This window comes from Janthinobacterium saanense (assembly GCF_014200675.1).
In the GTDB taxonomy this organism is placed as follows: domain Bacteria; phylum Pseudomonadota; class Gammaproteobacteria; order Burkholderiales; family Burkholderiaceae_D; genus Janthinobacterium.
Map to the genome: position 1 here is coordinate 60,421 of NZ_JACHCI010000018.1, position 21,518 is coordinate 81,938.

The 21,518-nt window shown below is 61.5% G+C and carries 19 protein-coding genes; 15 read left to right on the forward strand and 4 right to left on the reverse strand.

The features are described from left to right. The first annotated feature begins 186 nt into the window (after positions 1–186). Positions 187–777, forward strand: a complete 591-nt coding sequence (locus HDE72_RS21215; protein ID WP_183745200.1) for an FxDxF family PEP-CTERM protein — start codon at positions 187–189, stop codon at positions 775–777. Between the two features lie 179 nt (positions 778–956). Beyond that, entirely contained in the window at positions 957–1,976 is a 1,020-nt protein-coding gene (locus tag HDE72_RS21220; protein WP_311735265.1) for a TIGR03790 family protein, read from the forward strand. 4 nt (positions 1,977–1,980) lie between these two features. Here the strand turns inward: HDE72_RS21220 and HDE72_RS21225 are convergent, their stop codons facing one another. Further along, positions 1,981–2,820, reverse strand: coding sequence for a PEP-CTERM sorting domain-containing protein (locus tag HDE72_RS21225; protein WP_183745203.1), 840 nt, complete (start codon positions 2,818–2,820; stop codon positions 1,981–1,983). 392 nt (positions 2,821–3,212) lie between these two features. Here HDE72_RS21225 and HDE72_RS21230 point away from each other — a divergent pair, with 392 nt between their 5' ends. Both HDE72_RS21230 and HDE72_RS21235 read left to right on the forward strand, forming a co-directional pair. Continuing rightward, positions 3,213–6,239 (forward strand): ExeM/NucH family extracellular endonuclease, encoded by a 3,027-nt coding sequence (locus HDE72_RS21230; RefSeq protein WP_183745206.1) that lies wholly within the window; start codon positions 3,213–3,215, stop codon positions 6,237–6,239. Positions 6,240–6,249: 10 nt separating this feature from the next. After that, positions 6,250–6,894 carry an NF038129 family PEP-CTERM protein gene (locus HDE72_RS21235; RefSeq protein ID WP_183745209.1) on the forward strand — a complete coding sequence of 215 codons (645 nt, stop codon included), beginning with the start codon at positions 6,250–6,252 and terminating at the stop codon, positions 6,892–6,894. Here the strand turns inward: HDE72_RS21235 and HDE72_RS21240 are convergent, their stop codons facing one another. The 3 genes from HDE72_RS21240 to HDE72_RS21250 form a co-directional block, all read right to left on the reverse strand. Beyond that, the gene (locus tag HDE72_RS21240; RefSeq protein ID WP_183745211.1) at positions 6,895–7,227 is read right to left on the reverse strand and encodes a protease inhibitor I9 family protein; all 333 of its coding nucleotides are present in this window, start codon (positions 7,225–7,227) and stop codon (positions 6,895–6,897) included. A gap of 123 nt (positions 7,228–7,350) precedes the next feature. Continuing rightward, positions 7,351–10,503 carry a S8 family peptidase gene (locus tag HDE72_RS21245; RefSeq protein WP_183745214.1) on the reverse strand — a complete coding sequence of 1,051 codons (3,153 nt, stop codon included), beginning with the start codon at positions 10,501–10,503 and terminating at the stop codon, positions 7,351–7,353. A 45-nt stretch (positions 10,504–10,548) separates the two neighbouring features. Next, the gene (locus tag HDE72_RS21250; RefSeq protein ID WP_260176846.1) at positions 10,549–11,313 is read right to left on the reverse strand and encodes an NF038120 family PEP-CTERM protein; all 765 of its coding nucleotides are present in this window, start codon (positions 11,311–11,313) and stop codon (positions 10,549–10,551) included. Positions 11,314–11,755: 442 nt separating this feature from the next. Between HDE72_RS21250 and gspG the strand changes: the two genes are divergently transcribed. Genes gspG through HDE72_RS21305 form a run of 11 tightly spaced genes read left to right on the forward strand, consistent with a single transcriptional unit; the run spans position 11,756 to position 21,303 of the window. Continuing rightward, entirely contained in the window at positions 11,756–12,250 is a 495-nt protein-coding gene (gene gspG, locus HDE72_RS21255) for a type II secretion system major pseudopilin GspG (RefSeq protein ID WP_409254979.1), read from the forward strand. A 12-nt stretch (positions 12,251–12,262) separates the two neighbouring features. After that, a complete protein-coding gene (locus HDE72_RS21260) occupies positions 12,263–13,459 on the forward strand; it encodes a type II secretion system F family protein (protein WP_183745217.1) in 1,197 nt (398 codons plus the stop codon). Continuing rightward, positions 13,456–15,174 carry a GspE/PulE family protein gene (locus HDE72_RS21265; RefSeq protein ID WP_183745220.1) on the forward strand — a complete coding sequence of 573 codons (1,719 nt, stop codon included), beginning with the start codon at positions 13,456–13,458 and terminating at the stop codon, positions 15,172–15,174. Before HDE72_RS21260 ends, HDE72_RS21265 begins: the two co-directional genes overlap by 4 nt. Positions 15,175–15,202: 28 nt before the next feature. After that, positions 15,203–15,994: a hypothetical protein gene (locus tag HDE72_RS21270; protein WP_311735266.1), complete on the forward strand. Its 792-nt coding sequence runs from the start codon at positions 15,203–15,205 to the stop codon at positions 15,992–15,994. Then, positions 15,991–16,539 carry a PilN domain-containing protein gene (locus HDE72_RS21275; protein WP_183745226.1) on the forward strand — a complete coding sequence of 183 codons (549 nt, stop codon included), beginning with the start codon at positions 15,991–15,993 and terminating at the stop codon, positions 16,537–16,539. Before HDE72_RS21270 ends, HDE72_RS21275 begins: the two co-directional genes overlap by 4 nt. Then, positions 16,536–17,123 (forward strand): hypothetical protein, encoded by a 588-nt coding sequence (locus tag HDE72_RS21280; RefSeq protein WP_183745229.1) that lies wholly within the window; start codon positions 16,536–16,538, stop codon positions 17,121–17,123. The genes HDE72_RS21275 and HDE72_RS21280 overlap by 4 nt, the downstream gene beginning before the upstream one ends. Then, positions 17,120–17,677, forward strand: a complete 558-nt coding sequence (locus HDE72_RS21285) for a hypothetical protein (protein ID WP_183745232.1) — start codon at positions 17,120–17,122, stop codon at positions 17,675–17,677. The genes HDE72_RS21280 and HDE72_RS21285 overlap by 4 nt, the downstream gene beginning before the upstream one ends. Beyond that, entirely contained in the window at positions 17,677–19,800 is a 2,124-nt protein-coding gene (locus HDE72_RS21290) for a secretin N-terminal domain-containing protein (RefSeq protein ID WP_183745235.1), read from the forward strand. Before HDE72_RS21285 ends, HDE72_RS21290 begins: the two co-directional genes overlap by 1 nt. Beyond that, positions 19,797–20,270 (forward strand): type II secretion system protein, encoded by a 474-nt coding sequence (locus tag HDE72_RS21295; RefSeq protein ID WP_183745238.1) that lies wholly within the window; start codon positions 19,797–19,799, stop codon positions 20,268–20,270. Before HDE72_RS21290 ends, HDE72_RS21295 begins: the two co-directional genes overlap by 4 nt. Then, the gene (locus tag HDE72_RS21300; RefSeq protein ID WP_183745241.1) at positions 20,264–20,662 is read left to right on the forward strand and encodes a type II secretion system protein; all 399 of its coding nucleotides are present in this window, start codon (positions 20,264–20,266) and stop codon (positions 20,660–20,662) included. The genes HDE72_RS21295 and HDE72_RS21300 overlap by 7 nt, the downstream gene beginning before the upstream one ends. A gap of 5 nt (positions 20,663–20,667) precedes the next feature. Then, positions 20,668–21,303 carry a type II secretion system protein gene (locus HDE72_RS21305; RefSeq protein WP_183745244.1) on the forward strand — a complete coding sequence of 212 codons (636 nt, stop codon included), beginning with the start codon at positions 20,668–20,670 and terminating at the stop codon, positions 21,301–21,303. Positions 21,304–21,518: the final 215 nt, after the last annotated feature.

A 21,518-nucleotide genomic window follows, 5' to 3' on the forward strand; every position in this document is an offset into this window, starting at 1 on the left:
CTGGAAACAACTTGTGTAATCTGCACGCGTAAACTGTTGGTATGAAAATTCGCCCAATAAGTTTCCATTAAGTAATTATTTATTATGTTTAATGTAATGACTTGAGAGTTTTTGTGATATTATTTCGTTATGGAATTTTTATCAACGCGTGGGTGCTCCGGCATCTGCCAGCCCTCAAGGTCATCAATGAATAACAAGATTAATGGTGTATCGGCGTTTGCTACAACGAAACAGGCCTTCCGGGCCGCTGCCATGGCCTGCGTGTTTGCCGGTGCGGCGCTGGTGTCGAACGGCGCGCTCGCTGCCGATATCAGCAAAAAGACCAGTGTGATCGAACTGACCGATGGTTCGGGCGGTTTCTTCAGCACCTTTGGTAAAAACAATTTGAATGGCACTTTCATCGATAACTACACGTTCAGCATCGATGAATTGAGCAGCCTCAGCGGCATCACGACCTCCATTTCCACCAAGCCGAGCATCGACTTGCTGGAACTGACGGGTTTCAAGCTGACCGATTCCTTCGGTAATGTCTTCAACGGTACGCGCGTGCAGTCGGGCCAGATCGACGAGTGGAATCTCTTGCTCGACAAGCTGGCGATCGGCACTTATACGCTGAGCGTCAGCGGCACGGTATTGACCAACGCCGCCGCCAGCTATTCGGGCACCATCAACCTGTCCGCCGTGCCTGAGCCGGAAACCTACGCCATGCTGCTGGCCGGCCTGGGCCTGGTGGGGTTTGTCGCCCGCCGCCGCAAGCTGGTCGTCAAGGCTGCGTGATACAGGTAGTGGACTATGCAAAACGGATGCTGCGGCATCCGTTTTTTTTCGTGCCGCAGGAATGGAATCGCCGGGAATATGACTAGCTGAGGCAAGGGCTTTCGGGTTAAATTAGCAATATGCCGCAAGCAAGAGCTTGCCCTTCCCCGAACAGGCCTGGTCCATACGCTTTGAAATACTTGCTCTTTTCCCTGTTGTTCACCGGCGCCCTGGCGTCCGGCCACGCGCGCGCCCAGTTTACCGCACCCGCCATGTCTCCCGCGCTGACAGCCGCGCAGCTGGCGCTGGTGGTCAACGACGATGAGCCGAACAGCGTCGCCATTGCCGAGTATTACCGGCAGGTGCGCAACATTCCCGCCGCCAATATTGTCCATGTACGCATCCCCAACCGTCCACGCAAGCTCAGCGCTGATGAGTTCGCCACGCTGAAAAAACAGATCGACAGCCAGCTCAAGCCGGACATCCAGGCCGTGCTGATGGTCTGGACGGCGCCCTATGCCGTCGAGTGCAATTCCATCACCTCGGCTTTTACTCTGGGCCTCGATGCCGGCCTGTGTACACGCACCTGTGGCGCCGGCCAGCCCAGCAGCTATTTCAATGCCGCGCGTGGCTTGCCCTATGGCGATTACAAGATGCGCCTGAGTATGTTGTTGCCCACCGAATCGGTGGCCCAGGCGAAGGAGTTGATCGACCGCGGCGTCAGTGCCGGTTTCCGGGTGCAGGAAGCCACGGCCTATTATCTGATGACCAGCGAAACGGCGCGCAATAGCCGCGCGCCATTCTTTCCGCCGGCTGGGCGGCTGCCTTCAAAAAAATTGAATATCAAGCGCCTGCGTGCCGATGAACTCGATGGCGCAGCGGACATCATGGTCTACCAGACGGGCATGGCGCGGGTAAACAAGCTCGAGACGCTGAAGTTTGCGCCTGGCGCCCTGGCTGACCATTTGACGTCATATGGCGGAGACTTGCTGGGAACGGCGCAGATGAGCAGCTTGCGCTGGCTGGAGGCGGGCGCCACGGCCAGTTATGGCAGCGTCAGCGAACCATGCAATTATTGGCAGAAATTTCCGCAGCCGACAGTGCTGTTGCAGCGCTATCTATCGGGCGACACGGCCATCGAAGCGTACTGGAAGAGCGTGGCCTGGCCTGCGCAAGGCGTCTTCATCGGCGAACCTTTGAGCACGCCATACCGCCGCTGACAACTTAGTTGTTGCGGCGGCGCATTAGCAAACCGAGCAGGCCCAGGCCGGCCAGCAGCATGGCCCAGGTAGACGCTTCCGGTATCGCCGGGATAGCCGGATCGATCGGCGTCACGATGGGCGGGGTGACTACTGGTGGCGTGACTACCGGTGGCCCGACCACGGGCGGGATCGCCGGCAAGTCGGTGTCTGGCGTGGCTACGCCACCCGAAACAGGCGGATTGGTGCCGAACAGGCCCTGGTCGCCGGAGCCGCTGCCACCGCCGCCAGGGCTGGTGAAGCTGCTTGCCGCCAGGCGTTCGGTGCCGCCCAGATTGCCTGGCCGCCAGCCTACCGCCGCCGCTGGCTGGAAGGGCTGTATGCTAGACGCTGCATTGAAACTGTCCGTGCCCGCACTGAAGGCGCGGCCATTGCCGGACGCCAGCGGGCGGCTCGCCACGCTGGGGAAATTCAGTGCATCCGATGGCAGCCGTTTCACGCCCGTCTGGCCTTCGTCGCCGGGCAAGCTGCGGTGATAAGCGGCATCGTCGCCGAGGCTGCTTACCGTGCCCGGGCCCACGCCATCATTCTTGAATTCATCGTAATTGATATCGCCATTGGACAGGCTGCAAGGGCTGGTCACGCCTTCCAGGCTGACGCCGGAGGCGGCCTGGCTTTGCGCCTTGCCTTTGTCATCTTGCATCGATTGTGAGCAATTCGGCTTTTTGGCAGGCGGCACGGCCTGTGGATTGACATAGTAGCCGGTGTAGTTATTCGCTTGCGCTGTCAGCGGGGACAGCAGTAGCGGCGACAACAGGGCGGCAAGCAACAACGCTGGGCTTGAACGGTGGTTATTTCTTCTCATGATCAATCTTCCCTGTCTCTACTGTCCACCGGTTGTTATTGCCTTGACGGCGTATCCCTGCTTCTTGATGGCAGATGTTTTATTGCTACCGAGACTCATACTAGCATGCTTGCACTGGAAGTAACATCCAATAACTTATTTTCATTGTCGGTTTGAAACTGAAAGCATACTTTTATACAACAAAATAATGTATCTACGTTCAACTTGCCATTCCTGCATCTACAGAGGGCGTGCATACCAGTTAACTTTTGTCATCAAGTTGTCACGCTTGAATATTATGATTGAGTTAATAGTAAAAAGCCTATTTAATTACCTAATTTTGTTGTTGAAATTTTAGCGCCAGCTTGTCAGTCATGGCATGCTGGAAATTTTAATTGCCATCAGGAATTTTCATGAAGAATTGTTTTTATCTGTGTAAGTCCGCACTACCCGGCCGGCCTGGCGCTGTTGCGCCATGGCGCCTGACCGTCATGGCGGGTTTGCTTGCCTCGCTGAGCCTGCCCGCGCTGGCTGCTTCCGATATCGTCATCAGCCAGGTGTATGGCGGTGGCGGCAATTCTGGCGCCTTGTACCGCAATGACTTCATTGAAATCTTCAACCGCAGCGCCAGCCCCGTCAACTTGACGAACTGGAGCGTGCAATACGCCTCGGCGGCGGGCTCGAACTGGGCCGTGACAGCCTTGCCCGCGATTGAGTTGCAGCCCGGCCAATATTTGCTGGTGCAGCAAGCCCAGGGGGCGGGCGGTACGCAGGATTTGCCGACGCCCGACGCAACGGGCAACATCGCCATGTCCGGCACGGCAGGCAAGGTCTTATTGAGCAATAGCAAGACGGCGCAGACCAGCGCCAATCCCGGCGGTGCGCAAGTGGTGGACCTGGTCGGTTTCGGCACGGCCAATGGCTATGAGGGCGCCGTCGCGCCGGCCCCGTCGAACACCCTGGCGATCCTGCGGGCGAATGGCGGTTGTGTCGATACGGATGACAATGGCCTGGACTTTGCCACCGGCAGCGTCACGCCGCGCAATACGGCTTCCGCACGCCATGTGTGCGGCGGCGCCGTGGTGCATCCGATCGTCACCAGTTGCCCGGCCAGCCTGGCGCTGGCGCTGGGCAGCGGCGGCAACGCCGTGCTGCGCGCTTCCGACGTCGATGGTCTCGTCAACGCTGCCGTGCTGACCTCGCCGGCCGTGGCAGGTATCAGCCTGGGCCAGTTCAGCGCCGCCGGCGTGGCCGGCGAGAGCGCCAGCGTGAACCTGCTGGTAGCCGCTGGCGTGCCGGTGGGCAATTACCCGGTCGTCGTCAAATTCAGCAATGAGCAGCAGCAAACGGCGACCTGCCAGGTCAATGTCGCCGTGCAGGGCCTGGCTGCTGTTACGCACACGATTCCGCAGATCCAGGGTCCGGGCGCGAGCAGTCCGTATGCCAATTCCGTGCAGACCACGGAAGGCGTGGTGACCCTGAAAGTGGGCACCGGCTTCTTTATCCAGGATGCGGCCGGCGATGGCGATCCCACCACCTCGGACGGTATCTTCGTGTACACGGGTAACACGGTCGCGCCAGTGCAGCCAGGCGACCTGGTGCGCGTGACGGCTACGGTCTTTGAATATACGCCGACCGGCGCGAAGAATTCGTACACGGAATTGAAGGACGTGACGTCCATCATCACGCAAAGCAGCGGCCACAGCATCGTGCCGGTCAATGTGAGCTTGCCCAACGATAATCTGGGCCAGGTGGAAGGCATGCTGGTGCGTTTTACGCAGCCATTGACGGTGTCGCAAAACGCTTTCCTGGGCACCCGTGGCGAGCTGACCTTGTCGGCCGGCCGGCGCGAAATACCGACTAACCGCTATCCGGCTGCTTCGCCTGAAGCGCTGGCGCTGGCGGCCGCCAATGCCAGCAATATCATCGTGCTCGACGACGGCATCTTCGTGGCGCCCACCACCATCCCTTACATCGGCGAAGGCAATACCGTGCGCAGCGGCGACACGGTGGCTGACCTGACGGGCGTGGTTGACTTCGGCGCCATCGGCGGCGGTGGCGCCGCCTATAAACTGCAACCGACCGTGACGCCGCAATTCTCGCGCGACAACCCACGTACCGGCGCCCCCGACCTGCCAGCGGGCAACGTCAAAGTGGCCAGCGCCAATGTGCTCAATTTCTTCACGACCTTTACCAATGGCAATACGGTGTTTGGACAAACGGGGCAGGGCTGCACGCTAGGTTCGTCCACCACCAAGTCGAATTGCCGTGGCGCCGACAATCTGGCTGAATTCATCCGCCAGCGCGACAAGATCGTGGCCGAACTGAAAGCCATCGACGCCGACGTGGTGGGCTTGATGGAAATCCAGAACAATGGCGAAACGGCCGTGACGTATCTGGTCGACCAGCTCAACGCTGCCATCGGCGGCGTCAGCTACGCCGTGGTGCCCAGGCCGGCCGCGACCGGCACCGACGCGATCCGCGTGGCCATGATCTACAAGCCCGCCAAGGTCGGCCTGGTGGGCGGCGCGCTGTCCGATGCGGCAGCCATCAACAACCGCCCGCCGATGGCGCAAACCTTCCGCGCGGCCAATGGCGAGAAATTCTCGCTGATCGTCAATCACCTGAAATCGAAAGGCAGCTGCCCATCCGGTAGCGGCCCGGATGCGGACAACAACGATAGCCAGAGTTGCTGGAACGCCAGCCGCGTGCAGCAGGCGCAGCGCCTGGTGGGCAGCTTCGTGCCGCAAGTGGTCGCCGCCGCAGGCGACAGCGATGTGCTGATCATTGGCGACTTGAATTCCTATGGCGCGGAAGATCCGATCCAGGTCATCACGGGCGCCGGCTTCGTCAATGAACTGGAGCGTTTCGTGCGGCCTGCCGGCATGCCGTATTCGTTTGTGTTCGGTGGCCTGAGCGGTTATCTGGACCACGCCCTGGCCAGCACCAGCCTGAGCGCGCAAGTGGCTGGCGTGGCGGAATGGCATTTGAATGCCGACGAGCCAGAAGTGATCGACTACAACATCGACGCAGCCAAGCCGCAAGACTTGTACGACGCCTTGCCCTACCGCGCTTCGGACCATGACCCGGTCGTCATCAGCCTGGACTTGCAACCGTCCTACCGCGACATCAGCGGCGCCGTTGCGGTGTCCAGCTCGGGCCTCGCGTACAACCGCATCACGCAAAAGTACACGGGCAGCTTCAGTTTCACCAATACGGGATCAAACGCCATCAACGGCCCCTTCCAGGTGGTCTTCGGCGGCTTGCCTGCCGGCGTCAGCCTCGATAACGCCAGCGGCAGCCGCGCAGGCGCATCGTATGTCAGCGTCAATACGGCCAGCCTGGCGCCAGGCACGACAGCGTCTTTCGCCGTCAGCTTCAGCAATCCGTCAAAAGTGACGATCAGCTATAACGCCGGCATTTTCGCCGGCAAATTCTAAGGAGACTCTCATGTTTGCAAGTAAATTCAACCTGACCCTGCGCCGCGCCGTACTGGCTGCCTTGCTGGCCGCCAGCAGCAGCGCGGCGTTGGCCGATCCACTGCAATACCACGTGGAAATCGACACCAGCCAGTTCTCTGGTGCGGGCTTCCTGGACTTCGCTTTTCTCGCCGGTAACAGCCCGGCGCCTGGCGCCACCGCCACCCTGAGCCAGTTCTCGGGCGCTTTTGGCGCGCTTGACAGCAAAGAAGGCAATGTCAGTGGCAGCGCGCCAGGCACCCTGGTGTTTGGCAATGGCGGCGGCTATAACGACTGGTTCCAGAACGTCACCCTGGGCGGCAAGTTTGCCTTTGACATCGTATTTGGCGGCGACTTCCTGAATACGGCTGGCAATGCCGGCACCACCTTTGGCCTGGGCTTGCTGGACCAGTCGGCATCGACCTATCTGGGCAATCCGAACGGCAACTTGCTGCAGTTCGACTTGCTGCCACGCAATGGCGCCTTGCCGGCATCGATTGCCGCCAGCACCTACGCCAGCATTGCGTCCATCTCGGCGGTGCCGGAAGCGTCGGAATGGATGATGCTGACCGGTGGCCTGGCGCTGATCGGCTTTGCCCTGCGCCGCCGCCGTAGCGTAGCTGCTCTGAATGCCTGATTATTGTTGATTGTTCTTTAATGCCGCCCCGTTGAGCTGTTCAACGGTGGCGGGCGACACCTGTGTCACGCCTGGGACGGCCTTCAGGCGCGACACCTCGTTTTCTGTCAGCAAGGCCGCAAAACCATTCAATGTGACCGTGTAGTGGTATTGCACCGGCGCATGTTCAACCAATGCCAGCACGGCGTTCTGCTTTTCTTCAAGCGCAAGTACATACAGGCGCGCCGCCTCGCTATCCCTCTCCAGATGCTGCTCTTGCACGGTATAGGACGCCAGCGGCGGATCGGCCAGTTGCACGATATAGGCATGCCTTTCTTTGGATGCTGTGTGCAAGGCTATCCTCCCTGATGTCGATGGCTGGTCATTAATAATAGACCTTTACGCCTGCCGCACCCATAAAAAAACGCGCCCCGCAGGGCGCGTTCAAGTACCAGTTGCCTGGTAGTATTACAGCGATTACAGCGCGCTATCGGCTTTCGCTTCGCGCAGGGTAGGTGCCGCCAGTGGCAGCGGGCTGTTGGTTTCTACCGACAGCACGGTGGTCGCTGCTGCTGCGTTGCTGCCATCGAGGAAGACTACGCCGCCCAGATAGCGTTTGCCGCTGTCCAGCGCAGACCAGCTGACGCCGGCCGTGGCGCTGCCGCCCACATACACTTTGCTCGGCAAGGTGGCTTTCAGGTTGCCGCCCTTGTCCGCCGTGGTGACGATAGCCGACGACAGGCCGAAACCGGTCGAGACACCATTGGCCACCGAGTAGCCGATCACGCACAGACGGTAGTTGCCAGCCGCAGGCGTGGTCACGGTGATGGACTCGTTAGTGCCGGCGTTGGTCGACGCGGCGACCGTGGTGCCAGCGCTGTTCAACAGCAGCAAGTCCAGATCGTTGCCTGCGCCTTCCGTCGTATCGCGGTCAAACGTTTCAAAACGGGCCACCACGCTATTGGCTGGAATCGGCACGCTGATCAAGCGGGTGCCAGCGGCGCCGGTACGGCATGCCGTGTTCATCTGCGCCAGCGTTTCCACGCTGCCCGGCACCGATTGGCCTATGGTTTGTGCGCTGCGGATGACTTCTTTCAAGCCGCCCGTCGTCGCGCCAACCTTGCCGGCAAAGCCGGTGGACAGGGTGAGCGAACGCAAGCCGCTGACGGTGCTCGCTTGCACCAGCGCTGGCGCTTGTACCGAGCGTCCCGAGCGTGCCGTGACAGGGCTGCGCACCGAGTGCACGCCATCGCTCCACACCAGTGCGCCGTATTGCCACACATTGTCTGGCGCCGTAGTGCGCGTCAGGGTCACGGTGAACGATTTGGTTTCGCCAGGCGCCAGGCTCAGGCTGTTAGGCGCAACCGCGACGCTATAGCCCGAGATCGAGGCGCTGGCGTTGTAGGTGGCGTTGCTGCTGCCCACGTTGGTCACACGGCGGGTGACGGTTTGCGTACCCAAAACATTACCGATGGTGATCGATGGCAAGTTCAGGTTGTAGCCAGCGATGCTGCCGGTGGCGCATTCCGCCGCCATGCCGGCGCCGCACATGTATTTCTTGTAGTCGGACAGATCGGCGTCATACACCAGGCCAGGATCGGCCGCCTTGTTCGGCGTCACATGGCCGGCGCCTTGCGCCCACGGCAAGATGCCGCGCGCGTCACCAGCCTGAGCGTCTGGCAAGGTGGTGCTGCCGGTGGTCATCAGGGCCGACTTGATGGCGGCAGGGGTCCAGTTCGGATGCTGCTGGCGCAGCAGCGCTGCCAGGCCGGCCACGTGCGGGCTGGCCATCGAGGTGCCCTGCAGGAAGATATACGCTTGTCCCGGTACCAGGCTGCCATCTTGCACGGCATCGCGCTGGACGCGGCTCAACGCTGGCGTGCCGCCGGCGAGGATATCGACGCCAGGCGCGGTGACGTCAGGTTTCAACACGTTGACGTCGAACAAGTTCGGGCCGCGTGACGAGAAATCGGCTACTACCGGTGCTGCCGGGCCATTGCCATTGGTCACAAAACGCGAGATGGCCGCCGTCGAGGCGCCGGTTTGTGCCTGTGCATTGATCAGGGCGCCATCGGCAGCGCTCACATGGATGGCTGGCAAGACATGCGGATCGGAGACCAGGCCTACGCCCGTATCGACCAGCACCATGCCGGCGCCGCCCGCTTCCAGCACGGCCACGCCCTTGTCGGTACGCGCCGTGGTGCCGCGCAGGCAAGTGACGACCTTGCCAGCGACCTTGGCCGGGTCCAGCAGGGCAATGCCGCCATTGTCGCCAGCGCGGTAGCACAGGGCGACTTTTTGCGGATCGGCGCCCGGCAGGCCCGCATCTTGCGCGCGGATCAGGGCGGTGGCTGGCAAAGGATTCCAGTTCAGCGACGCGCCCGTGTACTTGCCGCCATTGGCCAGGGTCACGGTGGCCTGATTGGCGCGGTTGTGGGTCGAGGCAGCCACGGTGGCCAGCCATGGGCTGATATGGGCCACGGTATTGGCGGGGCCCGAGTTGCCAGCCGATGCGGCCACGAACACGCCGGCGTTCGAGGCGTGCAAAAAGGCTTGTTCGACCGGGTCGTTGATGACGGCGCCGCCACTGATCGAATAATTGATCACGTGTACGCCATCCTTGACGGCTTTCTCGATGGCGGCCACGCTGTCGCCGCCGTAGCAGCTGTTCTTGGCGCCGCTGGCCTCGGTGGCCAGATTGTAGGACCAGCACACTTTGTAAACAGACAAACGGGCGCGTGGCGCGATGCCGGAAATTTCGCCCAGTGGCGAACCGGCGACCGTGACAGCCACGCCGCTATTGCCGCCGGCAGTGGACGAGGTATGCGTGCCGTGGCCGCCTTCGCCATTCGGACTGCCGATCGAGTCGCGCGGCGAGGTGAATTCGCTCCAATGCTGGATCTTGTCGCGCTCGGTCAGGCGCACGGCGTTGAAGTACTGCGCACCGATCAGTTTATTGTTGCAATGGGCTTCGGTGAAGCCTTCGCCAGTCTGGCAGATGCCGCTCCAGTTGGCAGGCGCCGGGCCATAGGCCAGGCTGGCGGACTGGTCGAAAGTCGGCTTGCCATTGGCGTCGGCGCGGTCCGCATACGACAGATTTTCAGGCCAGACGCCGCCATCGACGATGCCGATGATGACGTCTTCGCCCGCATGCTGTTTGCCGCCCAGCTGGTTCCACAGGCCGCCCGGCTGGTCCAGGCCCAGGAAGATGGGCGTGTAGTTGGTTTGCAACTGGCGTGGCTCATCAGGTTCGATGCTGGCGACATCGCCGCTCGCTTGCAACTGGCGCACTTCGGCGTCGGTCAGCAGGGCGGAAAAACCGTTGAGCACGATTTTGTACTGGTATTGCACGGGCGCGGCGGCCACGATGGCTTGCACGCGCGCCTGTTTCTGCTCGAGGTAGTCGGTGTACAGCTGCACTTCGGTGCTGGCCAGGTCGAGGCGGCTGCCCGCTGCGGGCTGGGTGGCGCTCAGGCCTGGCACCGCGCCGGCATAGGAAGCGACCGGTTTATCGGTCAGTTGCACGATGTAGGGACGGCGCAGATCGTCGGCGTGGGCCTGGATGCTCAGGCTGGCAAGCAGGCTCAGGACGGCAAGCGAAATGGGACGCAAAACGGGACGGAATGTCATGTAGGGGTTTCCTGGTAGCAGTATCGGGATCAACAGGGAAGGGGCTCAGGCTTGTTTGCGGCGGCGTGCCACGAAGCCGATGCCTGCCAGGCCCAGCAGCATCATGGCGTAGGTCGATGGTTCCGGTACCGAGGCGATGATATTGTCGAGTGCAAACTGGCCCTTGTTGCTATTGAACGCGTTGCAACTGCCGCTGGTGTTGCAAGTGAAGCCGAAGAAGGCCAGCGAATCGAAGCGTTGGCTGGAAAAGCCGGCGCTGGTGTCGAAATGCTGGAACTGGAAGCTGCCGCCCACGGGGCCGCCCAGTTGGTAGGTTTCATACAGGGAAGTGCCATCGGCATAAAAGCCTTGCACGCGCAGCAGGCCGGCGACGGCAGGATAGCTGGCGCCCTGGGCATAACCGATGAAGCTGGCGTCGAAGCCTTGCAGGCTGACCGTGCCGCCCGCTTTCAGGGGATCGAGATAGACGATGCCATCGTTGAGCGCGGCATAGTAATTATTCGTCGTGCCGGTCGGGCAGGCTTGGCCGCAAGAGGCAGGGTCGCCGCCATTGAAGATCGCGCCGACCAGGTCGCCCGGGCTGGCGCCAGGAACATTGGAAATACCTGTCAGCGAGAAGTTGGCGAAGTCAAAGGAGTCGCCGTGGCCGACGAATTGATTGTCCAGATTGTTGAACGTGAGCACGTCGGCCATGGCGACCGGCGAGGTGGCCAGCGCAGCACCGAGCAGGGCGCCACCCAGCAGTTTCTTGAGCGGAAAACCAGATGGGGTGGCTTGCTGCTGTGCATTACCGTACATAAATTGAATCATGAGCTCTTCCCTTGTGTATTTTTGATGAAATTTTTTTAATATGCTTATGTAAATATCGCCCTAAGTCGCCGTTGAAGCCGGCATACATAAGGTTGGCTTTTAATATAGCAAAAGAAGAAATTAAATTTATAAATATTGTTGTATTTTTTATTCGCAAGTTACAAAAAACAACAGAATTAAATTTTCTTTTTACTATTGGGTGTTGACCAATAGTTACTCAGTTTTGAATTGAAAATAAGTCATGCCTTTAATGAAATGGTATTTTTGTATGCATACTTGCGTATTCCTGAGCTATTTCAAATTAGTTTCCATGGAAATAAGTTGCACTGAGGAAAAAATAAAACATTGTCTCAAGCATTCGCGCATGGTAGGCTGATGAATGGGACCACTTTCCGCGTCATCATGGCGCAGGGTGGCAGCGATCAATTGAGGAGCACCGCGGATGCACGCAGTAGACAGTCACGCAACAGACAGCCAGCCAGTGGGGCGGGCAAACCTTCCTTCATCATGCAATAAAGTCAATAAAAATGCGCTTCAAGCAGGCTTTACCTTGCTGGAATTGCTGGTCGTTATCGTGATTATTGGTTTGCTGGCTGCGTATGTCGGTCCCAAGTATTTTGCGCAACTGGGCAAGTCCGAAGTGACCGTGGCCAAGGCGCAGATCGAGGCGTTTGAAAAATCGCTCGATACCTATCGTCTGGACGTGGGCCGCTATCCCAACACAGAAGAAGGACTGGCCGCCTTGCTGACCGCGCCGCCGGCCGCCGGCACCAAGTGGAATGGCCCGTACCTGAAGAAAGCCGTGCCGCTCGATCCATGGGGCCACCCATACCAGTACCGTGCGCCAGGCACCAAGGGCGAGTACGAGATCATTTCCCTGGGCAAGGATGGCCAGCCCGGCGGCAGCGGTGAAGACGCCGACATCACTTCACAATAAGAATCTATCGCCATGCAGTTCGATGTTCGGGTCTTGTCTGCCGACATGGCCGTCTCCAGTCTGATCATCGATGGCCGCGATGAAGCCGACGCCCGCCAGCAGGCGGAGGCGCGCGGCCTGTTCGTCAGCGCCATCGCGCCCTTGCGGGGCACGCCCTTCAATTCCGTCAAGCGGCGCCAAGGCAAGAGCCTGTCGCTGGTCTTGTTCAGCCAGGAATTGCTGGCCTTGCTGACGGCCGGTCTCGGCATCGTCGAGGGCCTGGAAGCGCTGCTGGAAAAAGAAGCCAATCCGGGCACCCGTGGCGCCCTCGGCCGCCTGCTCGAAGGCTTGCGCGAGGGCAAGCGCTTTTCGGCGGTGCTGGCCGACCAGGCCGATCTGTTTCCGCCGCTGTATATCGGCATCGTGCGCGCGGCCGAAGGCACCAGCGACTTGCCGCGCGCCTTGTCGCGCTACATCGATTACCAGCAGCGCATCGACCTGGTGCGCGCCAAGATCGTCAGCGCCGCGATTTATCCGGTGATCCTGCTGCTGGTCGGCGGCGGCGTCAGCACTTTCCTGATTACCTATGTGGTGCCGCGTTTCGCCGAGGTGTACCAGGGCGCCGGCCGCAGCCTGCCATGGATGTCGCAATTGCTGCTGAGCTGGGGCCAGTTCGCCAGCAACCACACGGCCATGCTGCTGGGCGGTATCGCTACCGTGATCGCGCTGGGCACGCTGCTGGTGCGGCGCATCACGGCCAACGGCGGCGCGATCCGCCTGGTGGCCAAGGTGCCGGGCATCGGCGAACGGGTGCGCATCTATGAATTGTCGCGCTTGTACCTGACCCTGGGCATGCTGTCGGAAGGCGGCATCACTATCGTGCAGGCGATTACCACGGTGCAAGACATGGTTTCGCCCGGCATGCGCAGCTCGCTGCAGGCGGCGCGCCTGAGCATCGAAGCGGGCTTGCCGCTGTCGACCTCGTTTGAAGTCAATGACCTGACCACGCCGATTTCGCTGCGCATGCTGCGCGTCGGCGAACGCACCGGCGACATGGGACCGATGCTGAGCCAGTCGGCAGCCTTTTACGATGGCGAGATCAGCCGCTGGATCGAGCGCTTCACGCGTACCTTCGAGCCGCTGCTGATGGCCGCCATCGGCCTGGTGGTCGGCGCCATCGTGGTGTTGTTGTACATGCCGATTTTCGATCTGGCCGGAGATATTTCATGAATGCTGTTCCCCTGGCCAGCGCGGCGCCAGCCATCGCAGCCATCGACGCTGCGCTGCTGGGCCGCGCGCGGGCCTTGCGCGCCATCTCGAAACGCTCGCTGGTGGAAGAACTCGAAGGGCTGACCGGTATCGAGCCGCGCCTGGTAGTGCAGGCGCTGGCGCTGCCGTTCGGCCTGGCCGTGCTGGAAACGGCCGACATGCTGCGCTTGACGCCGGCCTTCGATTTGCTGCCACTTTCCCAGGCTTTGCCACGTCACGCAGTGCTGTTGCGCGGAGCCGACGGGCAGGTGATCGGCGTGATCGCCGACCCGTTCGACCTGGACCTGCAAACCTGGCTGGGCGCGCGTGCGCGCACTTCGCCACAGGCGCCGCTGCAATTGCGGCTGGCGCTGCAAGCCGACATCGGCGCCTATCTGTCGAAGCAGGAAGAATCGGCGCGCGCCGTCGACAACCTGCTGCCTGGCGCCGCAGGAGACGCCCGGCGCGACGGCAAGACCGCCGCCGTGCTGTCGTTCGCCTCGGTCTCGGAAGCGGGCAGTCCGGCCGTCAAGCTGGTCAACTCGACCTTGTACGATGCCTTGAAAGCGGGCGCCTCGGACATTCACCTGGAAAGCACGGCCGGCGGCCTGGCCGTCAAATACCGCGTCGACGGCGTGCTCGATCACGCCACTTCCGTCAATGGCATCGAAGTGGCTGAACACATCATTTCGCGCATCAAGGTATTGGCCGAACTCGATATCGCCGAACGGCGCGTGCCGCAGGACGGCAGCTTCCGGGTCGAAGCGGGCGGCCGCGAAATCGACTTGCGGGTCTCGATCATGCCCAGCATTCACGGCGAAGACGCGGTGATCCGTATCCTCGACAAGCGCGCCATGATCGAAGCCTACGGTTCGCTGACGCTCGAAGCGCTGGGCTTCGACGCGCCGTCGCTGGCGACCTTGCGCAACTTGGCGCAGGAAGCGTACGGCATGCTGCTGGTGACCGGGCCTACCGGTTCGGGCAAGACCACCACCTTGTACGCGGCGCTGACGGAAATTCACAACGGGCGCGAAAAAATCATCACCATCGAAGATCCGGTCGAATACCAGCTGCCCGGCATTTTGCAAATCCCGGTCAATGAAAAAAAGGGCCTGACTTTCGCCAAGGGCTTGCGCTCCATCTTGCGGCACGACCCCGATAAAATCATGGTGGGCGAAATCCGCGACCGCGAAACGGCCGAAATCGCCGTGCAGTCGGCGCTGACCGGCCACTTGGTATTGACCACCGTGCACGCCAATAACGTGTTCGACGTGTTCGGCCGTTTTACCCACATGGGCATCGATCCGTATGCCTTTGTGTCGGCCCTGAACGGCATCTGGGCGCAGCGTCTGATCCGCACCAATTGCCCCCATTGCGCCGCCGAATACCGGCCCGACGACCAGGAACTGGCCAGCGTGGGCCTCTCGCGGGCCGACGTGCTGGACTACAAATTCATGCAGGGCAAGGGCTGCGGCGACTGCCGTGGCACCGGCTACAAGGGGCGCCGCTCGATTGCCGAGATATTGACGCTGAACGATGAAATCCGCGAATTGATCGTCGATAAACGGCCGATCCGCCAGATCAAGGCGGCCGCCTACGAAAACGGCACGCGCAGCCTGCGCCTGGCCGCTTTGGCGCTGGTCAAGCGCGGCGCCACGACCATTACTGAAATCAAACGGGTGACTTTGCATGCGTAGAAAGTGGGGACAGGCATTGCGGATCGGCGTGTCGCGATCGGCTGTCGCCGTGCTGCGCAGCAGCCGCTGGTCGGGCGACAAGCTGAGCCGCCTGGCCGAACAGGAGGTATTGGCGACCGGGGACGTGTATACGGCCATCGGCCAGGCGATCGATACGCTGCTGCGCAGCGCTGCTTGCGCCGGCCATGCCGGCTGGCCGGTCAGCTTTGTGCTGGACGACGACTTGCTGCGCTTGTGGCAAGTGGCGCTGCCTACGGGCGCGACCCGGCCGCAAGACCTGGCCGCCGCTGCCGCGATGCGCTTCCAGGTGCTGTACGGCGAAAGTACGGCGGCCTGGAGCATCAATACGGGCTGGGCGGCCGGCGCGCCGTTTTTCGGCGCCATGCCGCGCGCCTTGCTATTCCAGCTCGAGCGGGCCGCTGCCGCCCACAAATTGCATATCGTCGCCATCGTGCCGCATTTCGCCGCCGCCTGGAACCGCTGGCAGGCTGCGCTGGCCAAAGGCGCCTGGTATGGCTTGCTGCATGACGGCGTGCTGACCGTCGCCGCTGTCGAGGCAGGCGTGCTGCGCGCGCTGCGGCCCTTGCCGGTGCCGGCGGGCGCCGGGCATGACTGGCTGAACCAGACCCTGCGCCGCGAAGCGCTGCTGCTGGACCTGGCGGCGCCGTCCAAACTGATGTTGTCCGGCCAGGCGCCGCTGTCGTGGAGCAAGCCTTCAGCCACCAGCGGCGACTTGCCGCTGGTATTGCTGGAGCCGGCCATGGCCGGTGTCGACTGGCCGGCCAGCGCCAGGCTGGCGCGTGCCGGGAGCGCCGCATGACGCGTTTGCATATCGATTTCGCTCCACGCGGCTGGCGCCGCACGGTATTTCATACCCATCCTGCGGTGTGGGCTGGCGCTGCGCTGGGCTTGCTGCTGTGCGGCGGCGCCGCGCTGGCCGGCTACCAGGTGTTTGAACAGCGCCAGCAGCGCCTTGCCGCCATCGAGCGCGCCGCGCAGCGCCAGGCGATCGCCTCGCAAGCGAAGCTGCCGGCGAAAAGCGCCGTGCAGATCCCCGAGGCGCAGGCGGCCTTCGTCAATGCGGCCGTACTGCAATTGAATTTACCCTGGCGCGATTTGCAGGAGGCGGTTGCCGCCGCCACGCCGCCTACGGTGGCCTTGCTGGCGCTGGAGCCCGATGCGCGCAAGCGGGTGTTGAAGATTACTGCGGAAGCCAAAAACAGCGATGACATGATTGCCTATATCGAGCAATTGAAAGAACAGGAATTATTCAGCGGGGTGCAGCTGCTGCGCCATGAAATCAGCCAGCTCGATCCGAACCGGCCGATCCGTTTCCAGCTTGAAGCCGGCTGGAGTGCGCCATGAAGCCCTTGCAGCAATGGGATGTCCAGCAATGGCTGCTGCCGCTGCGCCTGGCGCTGCTGCGCGGCGGGCAAGCACCGCTGATCGCGGGTGCTTTGCTGTTGTGCTTGCTGGGCGCGTCTGGCTGGAGCTGGGTATTCCAGCAGCGCACTGCATTGCACCAGATGGTGGTCAAGCCGCTCAGCGCGCCGCCGGTACTGGCTGTTGCGGCGCCGCCGGCCAGCGCCGGGCAGAACCTGGCCCTGTTCTACGATACGCTGGGTGAAAAACGCTACGTCGAACAGCAGGTCAAGACCTTGTTCGACCTGGCCGCCAAGAGTGGCCTGAGCCTGTCGCAGGGCGAATACAAGTCGGCCTACGACAAGGCCAGCCGGGTCAGCACTTACCAGGTGGTGTTGCCGGTCAAGGGTTCCTACCAGGCGCTGTGGTCATTTGGTTTGCAGGCGCTGCGCGCGGTGCCGTTCGCCTCGCTCGATGAACTGGCTTTCCGGCGTGAGCAGATTGCCGACACCAGCCTGGAAGCGCGTTTGCGGCTGACGTTTTATTTTAAGGACGTTCTGCCGCAGGCGGCCGGGGAGCAGCCATGAAGCGCCAGCATGTGATCATGGGCCTGGCCCTGGCAGGCGCCGCCGCGCTGTTTGTGTTCGGCGACCGCCAGGCCGCATCCGACGTATCCGAGGCGGTCGAGCGCAAGCCGGCCGCGCCGCGTGACGATGCCGCGGCCAGGGCGGATAAGCCAGGCAAGCCGGGCGACAAGGAAGTGGCCATCCTGGCGCTGCGTCCGCGCGCCGAACTGGTCGGTGAAGCCGGCGAGGCAGTGTTTGACGGCGGCGATGCGGTGTTCCTGAGCCAGAACTGGAATCCGCCGCCACCGAAGGCCAGCCTGCAGCCGTCGGGGCCGCCGCCTCCGCCACCGGCGCCGATGGCGCCAGCGATGCCCTTCACCTATATCGGCAAGGCGGTCGGCGGCGGCGTGTGGGAAGTCTTCCTGTCGCGCGGCGCGGACAAGACCTATGTGGTGCGCGAGCACACGATTATCGATGGCAGCTACCGGGTGGAAAAAATCGCCCCGCCATCGATGACGATGACATATTTACCTTTGAACCAGGTTCAACAGATCAACATTGGAGCACTCGACTGATGCTTAGTCCATTACAGACCGCCGGCGACAGCCTGCCGTACAGGAAGCTGGCGCTGGCCGCGGCCGCCGCCATGTTTTTGTCCGGCTGCGCAGGTCCGATCGCTTACCGCGACGGCAACGATCTGATCGAAAAAAACCAGATCGAGGCGGGGCTGAAAAAGTTCCAGGATGCAATCGCGGCAGACCCCAGGAATGCCAAATACCGCAGCACCTACCTGAATGTGCGCGATAGCAACAGCCGGCGTTATGTGCAGCAGGCCGATGACGAAGCGGCGGCCGGCAAGACCGAGCAGGCGCGCGTAACCTACCGCCAGGTGCTGGTCCTGGACCCGCAAAACGAACGCGCCCTGGGCGGTTTGCGTGCTATCGACATCGGGCTGCGGCAAGCCAAGATGCTGGCCGAAGCCAGCACCGCCATCGCGGCCAGGCAATACGAACCGGCGCGCCAGCGCCTGAACGCGATCCTGACCGAAAACCCGAATAACGACAAGGCCCGTGCGATGCTGCACGAGTTGAATGACAAGACCGCGCCGCCGCTGATCGAATCGGGCCTGGCGCGCTCGTACAAGCAGCCGATCTCGATCGAGTTTCGCGATGCGCCCTTGAAGCAGGTGTTTGAAGTGATCGCGCGCCGCTCCGGCCTCAATTTTGTGTTCGACAAGGACGTCAAGGCTGATAACCGGACCTCGATCTTCCTGAAGAACAGCACGGTCGAGTCGGCGATTTATTATCTCTTGATGACCAACCAGCTGGAACAGCAGGTGATGGACGCCAACACGGTGCTGATTTATCCGAACGTGGCGGCCAAGCTGAAGGAATACCAGGAAGTGATGGTGAAGACCTTCTTCCTGTCCAACGCCGACGCCAAGACGGTGGCCAATACCTTGCGCACCATCCTGAAGACGCGCGATATCGTGGTCGATGAAAAGCTCAACCTGGTGATCATGCGCGATACGCCGGAAGCGATCCGGCTGGCCGAGCGCATCGTCAACCTGCAAGATGTGCCGGAAGCCGAAGTGATGCTGGAAGTGGAAGTGCTGGAAGTGCAGCGCAACCGCACGCTCAACCTGGGCATCAACTGGCCGCAGTCGGTGGGCCTGACGCCGCTGAGCACCTTCAACGGCAGCAGCCTGACCCTGGATGACCTGAACCATATCAACAAGAGCACCATCGGCGTGACAGGCCTGGCGGCGACCACCATCAATGCAGGCAAGGTCGACGCCGACGTCAATTTGCTGGCCAATCCGCGCATCCGCGTGCGCAACAAGGAAAAAGCCAAGGTCGTGATCGGCGACAAGGTGCCGGTGATTACCTCGACCATTTCGCCCGGTTTCAGCAGCCTGACGTCGGAATCGGTCAGTTATATCGACGTCGGCCTGACCCTGAACGTGGAGCCGACGATTTATCTGAACGGCGACGTGGCGATCCGCGTGTCGCTGGAAGTGAGTAATCTGGGGCCGCAGACCGTGACCAATTCGGGCTCCAAGGTGTACCAGATCGGCACGCGCCAGGCCTCGACCCTGCTGCAATTGAAGGATGGCGAAAACCAGGTGCTGGCCGGCTTGCTGAGCAGCGAAGAGCGTAGCGGCAGCAACAAGGTGCCCGGCATCGGCGAATTCCCGGTGCTCGACCGCCTGTTTGGCACCGACAAGAGCGATGACAATAAAACCGAGATCGTACTGTCGATCACGCCGCACCTGATCCGCAAGGTACAGCGGCCCGAAGCGCAGGATTCGGAATTTTCAGCCGGCACCGAGGGCAGTTTCCGGCGCCGTCCCGACCTCAGTATCAAGGGCAATGTGGCGATGCCGAGCGCGGCCGCCGGCGGCGGCAATGTGATCGTCAGCGGGCGTGGCGGCAGTGGCGGCAGCTTGCCGCCGGCGCCGCCGCAATCGCCGATGGCGCCGCCGGCAGCTTTTCCGCAAAGCATAGCCGCACCGGAAATCACGCCGAGCCCTGCAGCATCGCCGGTGCAGGCGCCACAGGCCGGCACGCCGGTCGAGCAAGCACAGGCGCCGGCAGCCTTGCCGGCTAGCCAGCCGAACCAGCCAGTGCCGCTGGGCGTGCCCTTGTCGTCCGGCCAGCCGGTACCGGTGCAATCGCTGCAGCCGCCGTCAAAATGAAGCCGCGCGCCGGCTTCACCCTGATCGAATTGCTGGTGACCCTGGCCATACTGGGCGTGCTGGGCACGCTGGTATTGCCCGTCACGCAGGTGACGGTGCAGCGGCGCGACGAGCAAGAGCTGCGCCGTTCCTTGCGCGAGATCAGGCAGGCCATCGACGCTTATAAAAAGGCCTACGACGATGGCCGCATGGTCAAGGTGGTCGACGGTAACGGTTATCCGAAAAAGCTGGAAGTGCTGGTCGAAGGCGTGCCGGACTTGCGCAGCCCGAAACACAGCAAGATTTTTTTCCTGCGCCGCCTGCCGCGCGATCCATTCAATCCCGATGCGAGCCTGAGCGATGCGCAAAGCTGGGGCAAGCGCAGCTATGCCAGCGAAGCCGATGAGCCGCGTGAAGGCGACGATGTCTACGACGTTTATTCGACCTCCGCCAAAATCGGCTTGAATGACGTGCCTTATCGCAAATGGTGAACATGAAACCGACTTTGAGCAACCGCCGTGGCGGTTTTACGCTGATCGAACTGCTGGTGGTGCTGGGCATTATCGCCTTGCTGCTGACCCTGGCCGTGCCCCGATATTTTCCCAGCTTCGACAAGGCGAAGGAAACCGTGTTGCAGGAGAACTTGCGCAATCTGCGCGCCACCATCGACCAGTATCATGGCGACACGGGGCGTTATCCCGATTCGCTGGAGCAATTGGTCGCCAAGAAATACCTGCGTGCCTTGCCCATCGATCCGATCACGGAAAGCGACGCCAGCTGGACCATCGTGGCGCCACCCGACGATACGCCAGGCCAGGTGTATGACGTGAAGAGCGGCGCGCCGGGCAAGGACCGCAGCGGCACGCCGTTCGCCGACTGGTAGTAGCCATGCGCCCCGTTCGCCGCCGCCAGCGCGGCTTCACTTATCTGGGCTTGATCATCGTGGTGGCGATCCTGGGCATGGTGGGCGCGGCTGGCCTGAAGATGGGCTCGCTGTTGCAGCGCCAGGCGGCCGAGCAGGAGCTGCTCGATATCGGCGCGCAGTTTTCCGATGCGCTCAGCAGTTATGCCAAGGCCACGCCGGCGGGCCAGTTGCGCCAGCCGGCCAGCCTGGCTGCGCTGCTGCGCGATCCCCGTTATCCGCAAGTGCGCCGCCATTTGCGCAAGCTGTTTGTCGACCCGATCACGGGCCGCGCCGAATGGGGTTTGCTGTACCAGCCCGGCGGCAATGGCATCATCGGTGTGTATAGCCTGTCGCGGGCGGCGCCGTTAAAAGTTGGTCACTTTGAGACCCGTTTCGCGGGCTTCGAAGGCAAGTCGCATTTGTCTGAGTGGCAGTTCATGGTGAGCGATGAATTGCTGGCGCCGCCAGGCACCGTCCAGGCTCTTGTGCCACTGCCGATTCCGGCTCCCGCCAATGTGCCGGCCACCTCGCCGCCAGCGCTCCCTCCAGTCTTGCCTGCGCCACTGGAACCCGTCCATCCCGCTGATGATGCGGATGTGCCGGCATCCACAGCTTCTTAACCCAAAAGAAACAAGCACGCTATCCGAACTATTTTCGGATGGAAAGTCGTCGATACTTGCAACTATTTCCATATCAAAATAATTATCATTAGTGAAACTAAGATAGAATAATAATAAGTAATTTCGTGATTTTATGCTACCATCTCATCAGTACTTTCAGTAACAGTACTATCGGTGGCATGCACGGGGCAGCCATACTTTTAAAGGGATAAACT